4 protein-coding genes are annotated in these 6256 nt (G+C 34.5%); all 4 read left to right on the top strand.

The window, feature by feature from the left end:
• Positions 1-932 (top strand): ATP-dependent RecD-like DNA helicase (locus BXU11_RS13845; RefSeq protein WP_078212943.1); only part of this gene is annotated, 932 nt, incomplete at its 5' end.
• Positions 933-1303: 371 nt separating this feature from the next.
• Complete coding sequence (gene kdsB / locus BXU11_RS13840) at positions 1304-2032, top strand: 3-deoxy-manno-octulosonate cytidylyltransferase (RefSeq protein ID WP_078212942.1); 729 nt, start codon at positions 1304-1306, stop codon at positions 2030-2032.
• Positions 2033-2212: 180 nt separating this feature from the next.
• Positions 2213-5404 carry a cytochrome c biogenesis protein gene (gene ccsA, locus BXU11_RS13835; protein WP_078212941.1) on the top strand — a complete coding sequence of 1064 codons (3192 nt, stop codon included), beginning with the start codon at positions 2213-2215 and terminating at the stop codon, positions 5402-5404.
• 132 nt (positions 5405-5536) lie between these two features.
• Positions 5537-6124 carry a glutathione peroxidase gene (locus tag BXU11_RS13830; RefSeq protein WP_078212960.1) on the top strand — a complete coding sequence of 196 codons (588 nt, stop codon included), beginning with the start codon at positions 5537-5539 and terminating at the stop codon, positions 6122-6124.
• Positions 6125-6256 lie beyond the last annotated feature (132 nt).

Raw genomic sequence — 6256 nt, 5'->3', positions numbered from 1 at the left:
TTTTAGGAGATACGGCTCAGTTGCCACCTGTCAATTTAGATATTAGTCCGGCCTTAGATATTCAAACTTTATCGTTGCATTACAACAAAGAAGTCGATCATATTGAGTTGGATGAGGTAATGCGACAAGCTGAAGATTCGGGTATTTTGTTCAATGCAACGGCTTTGCGTGAATTACTCCAAGATTCTTTTGTTACCGAGTATCAATTTGATTTGAAAAAATTTAAAGATATCGTTCGACTCGTGGACGGCTACGATATTCAAGATGCGATTCATTCGGCCTATAGTAACTACAGCATTGAGGACACCGCTTTTATTGTACGTTCCAACAAAAGAGCCAATCAGTACAACGAACAAATTCGGGCCAAAATTTTGGATAAAGAAAGTGAATTGGCTACGGGTGATTTTTTGATGGTGGTCAAGAACAATTATTTTTGGCTAAAAGATTCCGACGAAGCCGGATTTGTGGCCAATGGTGATATTATCGAAGTACTTGAAATGTTTGGTATCAAAGAGCTCTATGGTTTCAAATTTGCCAAAGTCAAAATCCGAATGGTCGATTATCCCAACCAAAAACCTTTGGAAACCGTTTTGTTATTGGATACGATAAAAAGCGAATCTCCTTCTTTGACTTATGAAGAATCGAACAGATTGTATCAAGAAGTGATGAAAGATTACGAAGGAGAAACGAAATACAAACAGTTTCAAAAGGTCAAAAACAATGAGTATTTTAATGCGTTACAGGTTAAATTTTCCTACGCTATCACTTGTCATAAATCTCAAGGTGGACAGTGGAATACGGTTTTTATAGAACAGCCGTATTTGCCTAACGGAATCGACACCGATTACATTCGCTGGTTGTACACCGCAATGACTCGTGCCAAAAATAAGTTATATTTGATAGGATTTAAAGACGATAGTTTTGTGGAGTAATTGTTTGAAATGACCGCTAATTCGCAAATTTTTAATTTAAATAGTAATGGGTGTAATTTGTGAATTTGCGGTAAAAAACAACAATTACGAATGAGTTAAAGTCTTTCGTGTTGTCACAAAATATGGATTTTATATCTTTGTTAAAAATAATTTTAAATAGGATAATATTCATCTTTGAATGCTGTTGATGTAATAAATAGGTCTATTTCACACATAGTAACTTTGTGAACAGTAAAACGTCTATTGCTTTCTTATAAGAACTAAAAATTTTATACTTTTCCTATGTGGTTAAAAATGATTTCCCCTAAATAAGTCCTTTAAATTTTAAAACTTTACTCTTTAAGAGCCTTAACGGCAATAAAAATAAAACAATGAAAATAATAGCAGTCATTCCCGCTCGATACGCCTCAACGCGATTTCCGGCAAAATTAATGCAAGATTTAGGTGGAAAAACAATCATCAGAAGAACTTATGAGGCCGCCATTAACACCCAACTTTTTGATGATGTGTTTGTGGTAACCGATTCTGATATCATCTATAATGAAATTGTATCAAACGGAGGAAAAGCCATCATGAGTATCAAAGAGCATGAGTCGGGGAGTGATCGTATTGCAGAGGCAGTGGAACATCTTGATGTAGATGTTGTGGTCAATGTGCAAGGCGATGAACCATTCATCAATGCAGAGCCTTTAGCTAAAGTAATTGAAGTATTTAAAAAGGATACGAATCATCAGGTGGATTTGGCTTCGCTGATGCGAGAAATTACAGATGAAGACGAAATTAATAATCCTAATAATGTAAAAGTAGTTGTGGATCAAAATGGATTTGCGTTGTATTTTTCACGTTCAGTAATTCCTTATCCAAGAGAGAGAAATGTAGGGGTGTGCTATATGCAACATATTGGAATTTATGCTTTTAGAAAACAAGCCTTATTGGATTTTTACAGTTTACCCATGAAATCCCTAGAAGCTTCCGAAAAACTAGAACAATTACGCTATTTGGAATTCGGGAAACGTATCAAAATGGTCGAAACTGCACACGTGGGTATTGGTATTGATACGGTTGAAGATTTAGAGAAGGCTAGACTATTTTTGAGCTAAGTACGAGTGGTACTACTATAAAAACTGCTTTATTTCGGACTAAATTTAGAAGAGCGATAAAATGACTTTAAAAAGTTAATTTTCATGGCCTTTTTAGATATAATTAACAAGTGTCGTCATTCCTTGTGATAATATTTAAGTACTTTTGCGACACTTTTACCAAACCAATTTGTAATTTAAATGGATAAAAAATATTACTCTTTTTTGTTTTCCACTCGCTTGATGGCGGTGTTGTTTATTGTTTATGCAGTTGCTATGGCTGCTGGAACTTTTATAGAAAGTAAATACAATACGGATACGGCCAAAATATGGATTTATAATGCTTGGTGGTTCGAAGCCATTCATGTTTTTTTCTTGATTAATTTCTTCGGAAATATCAAAAGATATCAGTTATTGAAAAAAGAAAAATGGGCTACTTTATTGCTGCATTTGGCTTTTATTTTTATCATCATTGGCGCATTCATTACGCGTTATATTAGTTACGAAGGCATGATGCCCATTCGTGAAGGAGCAACAGAAAGCCGAATCTATTCTGACAAAACTTTTGTTACTGTTTTTGTGGATGGCGAATACAAAGGTGAACCAAAGCGTCGTACTTTCGAAAAACCAGTGTTATTATCTCCAGTAACCAACAATGATTTTTCGATTGCGGATAATTTTGCCGACATTCCATTCGAAGTCAATTACGAAAACTTTATCATGGGTGCCAAAGAATACATCAAACCTGATCCCAAAGGAGTTTTATATTTAAAGATTGTAGAAGCCGGAGATGGTGGAAGAGAAGAACATTTCTTGAAAGAAGGTGAAGTACAAAACATTCACAACGTATTGTATGCTTTGAATAAATACACCGAAGGCGCTATCAATATCACAACTACAGGAAAAGAATACACTATACAAACTCCATTTGAAGGAAATTTTATGCGTATGGCGGATAAGTTGGAAGGAAAAGTAGCCAAAGATGTGGTGCAACCTTTGATGATGCGTTCTTTATATTCTATTGGTGAAAAGCGTATTGTATTTCCAGAACCTGCTATTAAAGGTGTTGTGGCATATGAATCTAATAATGATTTTAAAGCCAAAAATCATGAAGATGCTTTAGAATTGAGCATCACTTCACAAGGAAAGACTGAAAAAGTAACGGTTTTGGGTTCTAAAGGAAAAACGGGTGATGTAAAAACTGTAAAAATCGGAAAATTAGATTTTGCTATTTTCTACGGAAGTAAAGAATACCAATTGCCATTCAAAGTGAAGTTGAACGATTTTATTGCCACCAAATATCCTGGAACAGAAAAGAGTTATTCGGCTTTTGAGAGTCAAGTTACCGTTTTGGATTCCACTGGAAATTTCGATGCGCGTATTTATATGAATCATGTGTTGGATCATAAACAATATCGTTTCTTTCAATCGGGTTTTGATCCAGATGAAAAAGGAACTATTCTTTCGGTAAACCATGATTTCTGGGGAACCAACATCACATATTTGGGTTACTTTTTATTGTATTTTGCAATGATGGCCATTTTATTTACCAAACATTCTCGTTTTGGTGATTTGAAAAGAAAGTTAGAAATAGTTAAGAATAAGAAGGCTAAATTATTGGCTGTCTTTTTGTTGTTCTTTGGATTACAAGGATTTGCACAAAGTCATGAAGGACATAATCATGCAGAAGGTGATGGCCATGATCACGAGCAATCCGTGATGCATACCCGAAAAGCGCCAACTGAAGCCGAATTGGACGAGCTATTGAAATCCAATACGGTCAAAGCAGAACATGCCGCTAAATTTGGCAGATTGATTATTCAAGATGCCGGCGGAAGGATGAAACCAATCAATACTTTTTCGTCTGAATTGTTGCGAAAAGTGAGTCATGAAAATACTTTTAAAGGGATGAACTCGGATCAAGTGTTTCTGTCAATGACCCAATTTGCGAATATTTGGTTGGAAGTACCTTTGATATATATTACACCCAAAAACGACAGTATTCGTAAAATTATAGGTGTTGATAGCAAAGCTAAATTAGTTCCATTTATCAAATTTTTTGATGAAAAAGGAAATTACAAATTGTCTCCTTATTTGGATGCAGCCTACAAAGCAGCCAATCCTAATAGTTTTGAAAAAGATTTTATCGAAACGGATAAAAAAGTCAACTTGATGGAATCGGCGTTGAGCGGACGAATCTTGAAAATTTTCCCGATACCCAATCATGAAAATTCAAAGTGGGTTTCCTTCTTAGAATTGAATGAAGCTGGTTTAAAAGGGATGGATTCTACCTATACCAAAAGTATTTTGCCTTTGTATTTTGGAACACTGAATAATGCCATTAAAACCCAATCGTATGACACTTCTGATGAATTGTTAGAAAGTATCAATGGATATCAAAGGAAATTTGGTACAAAAGTTAGACCTTCAGAAGAAAAGATTGATCTTGAAATAGCTTACAATAAGTATGATGTTTTTCAAAAATTACCAAATATCTATCTGCTAGCGGCAATGATGATGTTGATTTTTACAATCATTCAAATTTTTAAAGATAGAAAAGTGTTGCGTATCATAATTAATGGATTCCATGTTTTTATTGGACTTTTATTTGCATTACACACGGTTGGATTAATAGCTAGATGGTATATTTCTGGTCACGCACCTTGGAGTAACGCTTACGAATCGATTATTTATATTGCATGGGCCACGATGTTTTTCGGATTGGCTTTTGACCGAAAATCAAAATTAACTGTAGCTTCTTCAGCCTTTGTTACGGCTATGATTTTATGGGCGGCATCTCTGAACTGGATTGATCCAGAAATTGCAAACCTGCAACCGGTTTTGAATTCGTATTGGTTAATGATACACGTGGCAGTAATTGTAGCGAGTTATGGACCGTTTGCGCTAGGGATGATTCTAGGATTTGTTTCTTTGTTGTTGATTTTCTTTACTAATGAAAAGAACAAAGCCAAAATGGATTTGAACATCCAAGAGTTAACTTATATTAATGAAATGGCATTAACTATTGGATTGGTGATGCTAACGATAGGAAACTTTTTGGGTGGTCAATGGGCTAACGAAAGTTGGGGCCGTTACTGGGGTTGGGATCCAAAAGAAACTTGGGCTTTGATCAGTATTATGGTGTATGCCTTTGTGATTCACATGCGATTCGTTCCTTCGTTAAGAGGAAAATGGATATTTAATTTGATGAGTATGTTTGCTTTTCTTTCGATTTTATTCACCTATTATGGAGTAAATTTCCATTTGGTAGGTTTACATTCTTATGCGAGTGGCGAAGCGAAATCATTGAGTTGGATTTGGTATTCCATAGGAATCATTACGTTCATCGGAGCCTTAACCTATCCAAAATATAAGAAGTTTTATAAAAAATAACGTTACTACCATTTAAATTCAAAATCAGCTGTTTTACCATCAGCTGATTTTTTTTTTTAAGATTAACTTTTGTTGATCTAATCAAGATTTTTTTGAAACGAATAAATGGTTACTTTTATGAAAAATTATAAGATGAAAAAATTAGTTTCCATAGTAAGCCTAGCATTACTATTTTTTAGTTGTCAAAATCAAGCACAAACCTCAAAAGTTAATTCTACAGTTATGACTACCAATCTTGCCAAAGAAACCATCTATCAATTTAAAGTAACCGATTTATCAGGAGACACTTTTGATTTCGCTACGTTGAAAGGGAAAAAAATAATGATTGTCAACACCGCTTCCAAATGTGGTTTGACGCCTCAATACAAAGACTTAGAAGCGTTGTATAAAGAATACAGCAGTAAGGGATTTGTAATTGTAGGTTTTCCAGCGAATAATTTTGCTTCTCAAGAACCGGGAACCAAAGAAGAAATTGCTACGTTCTGCCAACAAAATTACGGTGTAACTTTCCCGATGATGGATAAAGTTTCGGTAAAAGGAAGTGACATGTGTGCGGTGTACCAGTTTTTGACTCAAAAAGCTAAAAACGGACTAAAAGATTCTGAAGTTGAATGGAATTTCCAAAAATACTTGTTGAATGAAAATGGCGAATTAGTTGATGTTATTTCACCTAGAACCTTACCAACCGACCCAAAAATTGTGAATTGGATAAAAAGTTAGTTTGTTTTATATATTTAGTTTTAGAAATTTAATTTGAAAAAGAGTTTGCTTAGCAGGCTCTTTTTTTTGGAGTATATTCAATTTTTTACATTGAATGGATACCGCAAATTCGCAAATTTTTTTTACGAAAAA

It is taken from the genome of Flavobacterium sp. LM5 (assembly GCF_002017945.1).
Lineage (GTDB): Bacteria > Bacteroidota > Bacteroidia > Flavobacteriales > Flavobacteriaceae > Flavobacterium > Flavobacterium succinicans.
Note: the sequence above shows the minus strand (reverse complement) of the source record. Positions and strands in the feature narration are given on the sequence as shown.